The organism is Poseidonibacter antarcticus (genome assembly GCF_003667345.1).
GTDB lineage: Bacteria > Campylobacterota > Campylobacteria > Campylobacterales > Arcobacteraceae > Poseidonibacter > Poseidonibacter antarcticus.
The window spans coordinates 1-3,099 of sequence record NZ_RCWF01000034.1 but is presented as its reverse complement, the minus strand read 5'-3'; the positions used below and the strand labels follow the sequence as shown (position 1 = coordinate 3,099).

Sequence of the window (3,099 nt, the reverse complement as noted above, 5' to 3'; positions counted from 1 at the left end):
TAAAGTTCTTGGGGAATAGAGTTTAAGCTATATTTAAAATTCTTTGTCGCATTTTTCCCAAATATGTAAAGGTATTCAACTTCCTACAGATAAGATATTTAGTTTTGATAAAATCAGAGAAGTGCATTCTCAAATTGGAGAGTTATCAAGATTAATAGTAAAGCATGAGCAAAAAGGTTTAAATTTAGAATTTAAATATCTTATGAAAGGAGTCTATATGCTATTTATGTTAAATGATATTGATATAACATTACTTGGCATAAAAAAAGATCATTATAAACTTTATGAAAAATTTGGAGGAAATAGTATTATTAAAAGACTTGATAATTATGGTAATTTAGAGTTAGATGCTTTAATACTTAGTTGGAATCCCTCTCATGTATCTAATTATTTTAAAAGATTATTTTTAAAATAGCTGAAATTAAAAGGTTGTGAAATACAACCTTTTAACTCTTAACTAATGTTTAATCTGCAACCTAATGAAGGAATTGTTTCAATAAGTTTATGATTAAACTTACTTCTTAATCTATATAATAATGTCCTAAAAGTGCTATCTGATACTCCTTTATCTGGCCAAATATAATGTTCAATATTTGTAAAAGAAACTATTTTTCCTTTGTTTTTTATCAGTACCTCAAATAGAAGTCTTTCATTTTTTGTTATAAGTATTTCTCGATTTTCATAATACATTCTTAAATAATCATCATTACTATAATAATAAGTAGAAGAGAGTTTAATTTTATTTTTAACATAACTATTACTTAAATCTTTTTTTAATTTATAAATAGCTAAACTTATTGTTGTTTTTAAGTCATTTCTATTAAATGGTTTTACTAAATAACCAAGTGGTTCAACTTCAACAGCCTGGGAAATTGTTTCATCATCACAAAATGCACTAATAAATATAATAAATATATTTTGAACTTTCTTTATTCTTTTAGCAATTTCTATTCCATTAATACTATTTTTTAAATTTATATCCATTAAAATTATATCTGGCTTATTATCAGATATCGAATTCATAGTTTCATCATAGTTAGTTACAATATCTGTTATTTCATAACCTAATTTTTTTAAGATACTTCTTGTATCAAGTGCTACAATAATCTCATCTTCAACTATCAATATTTTTGTCATTTAATTCCTTCCAGCATATTTCTATATTAACTCCATTTATTGATTCCATTTTTAAACTAGCTTTTAACTGTTTTTTTACTAATGTTTCAATTAAAGTTAATCCTAGGGATTCTTTTTTTTCTAATGGATTGTATCCCCTTCCATTATCTCTATATAGAAGATGATATTCTCCTTTTGTATTAAATAAAGTTATATTTATCTTTCCAGAGTCTTCGTTATTAAATCCATGTTTGAAGCTATTTGTAATTAATTCATTAATAACTAGTCCACAATAAACAGCAGATTCAGAACTTAATAAACCCTTGATATTTGATTCAACTTGTATATTTTTATCAAAACTTTCTTCAACTTCAAAAATAATTTTCTCAAAATATTCACATCCATTAACAAAACTAATTGCATCTTTTTTATAAAGAAGTTCATGTAAATGACTCATGGCACTAATTCTATTTTGAATTGTTGTCAGCAGACTATTTATATAAAAATCATCAATTTCATCATTCTGTAATCTTATTAATGAAATAATAGTTTGCATATTATTTTTAACTCTATGATTCAATTCTTTTAATAATATATCTTTCTGTTCTAGTGAAATTTTAAGGTTATTAGTTTTCTCTATAACTAGCCTATTTAACTTTTTTTCAATATTTTTTTGTTCACTAATTAGTTTATCTTTTATTCTATTTTTTTCCTCTAATAGTTTTCTTATTCTACTAGCAAGTGCAATTGAAAAAATTAATGCTTCTAGAACAAATGATACTTCAATAATATATGAATTAGAGAGGTTTATATTTAAAATTCCTGAACTAGATAAATACATTATCAACCCTGCAAAAAGTATTGCTGTCCAACCAAATAAAATCAGTTTTGCTTCCATATTCTTTTTTATAAAAGCATATAAAGTTATTATAAATAAATAGAGCATAACGACAATAGGAACGATGTTTCTACATTGTACTAAATAATTAGAAAATGTAAAAAAGAATACTGATATGATTAGTATAAATATCAAAATATTTAAAATTATATTAATTTTAATATATTGCTCCAACATGAGAAATCTTTTTGAAAATAGAGATAAAAAAAGTACAGGAAGACTAATAAAAATCGCTGCATAGTCAACTAAATATTTCATTACCGAATTATCAAATATATATAAATTTGCGAAACCTACATACAAAGAATGATGAAACACTAATGTACCTATATATCCAACATAGTACAAGTAACTGACATCTTTTATTATAATAAAAATTGAGAAATTATACAATGCCAATATAATCATTGCACCAAAGAAAAAACTTAAAACTATTTGATGCAATATCTCTTTTGAATAAAAACTATTAGCTGAAAAAATGTTTAGTTTTAAAGTTAAAGATGTTACCTTTGAAGAAACTTTCATATAATAGGTTTTAGTTTCATTTTTTTTTAAATTAATTTCAAATATTGGATTAATACTATTTCTATTTATTGTTTTATTTAATAACCCTTCTTTCCTAATTAATGAATTATTTTCAAATAAGAAGATATCTGTAACAAGTGGATTATCAAATTCTAAGATTTTTGTAATAGTTTTTTTCTCTAAATTATGTAACGTAAATTTAATCCAGATATTAAAATCATGATAATAGCCGTACCTTTTTATTGATGTATTTAAAGTAACAAACTCTAAATTTCTTTCTACTATATTATTAATGGTATCATTTTTTGTATTATCAATATAAATTTCTGATTTGGATAATATCTCTATTGATGAATTATCATTTATATCTATTGTCTGTCCATACAAAGAAGATAAAAATATTAGTAAAATAAATAAGTTCTTTTTCAAATAAAACCTTTTTTTAATTTTGATATTAGCTGTTAATTAGATTGATGATTAATAAATACGAGAGAATAGTATTCACAAGTAAACATCTAACTCCACACATGTTTAGACATTTATTTGCAACTCTACTTTTA

Annotated in this window: 3 protein-coding genes; 1 reads left to right on the top strand and 2 read right to left on the bottom strand. The window is 22.9% G+C overall.

Annotation, left to right across the window (positions count from 1 at the left end; all coding sequences use genetic code 11):
• Window positions 1-43 precede the first annotated feature (43 nt).
• A complete protein-coding gene (locus tag D9T19_RS14915) occupies window positions 44-415 on the top strand; it encodes an N-acyl amino acid synthase FeeM domain-containing protein (protein ID WP_121628931.1) in 372 nt (123 codons plus the stop codon).
• Window positions 416-453: 38 nt separating this feature from the next.
• Here the strand turns inward: D9T19_RS14915 and D9T19_RS14340 are convergent, their stop codons facing one another.
• Complete coding sequence (locus D9T19_RS14340; RefSeq protein WP_121628930.1) at window positions 454-1,137, bottom strand: response regulator; 684 nt, start codon at window positions 1,135-1,137, stop codon at window positions 454-456.
• Complete coding sequence (locus D9T19_RS14335) at window positions 1,115-2,968, bottom strand: 7TM diverse intracellular signaling domain-containing protein (RefSeq protein WP_121628929.1); 1,854 nt, start codon at window positions 2,966-2,968, stop codon at window positions 1,115-1,117. The genes D9T19_RS14340 and D9T19_RS14335 overlap by 23 nt, the downstream gene beginning before the upstream one ends.
• Between the last annotated feature and the right edge of the window lie 131 nt (window positions 2,969-3,099).

Excerpts from the sequence above, each read along its gene's own strand:
- D9T19_RS14340 (WP_121628930.1), bottom strand. The coding sequence starts at position 1,137 with ATGACAAAAATATTGATAGTTGAAGATGAGATTATTGTAGCACTTGAT.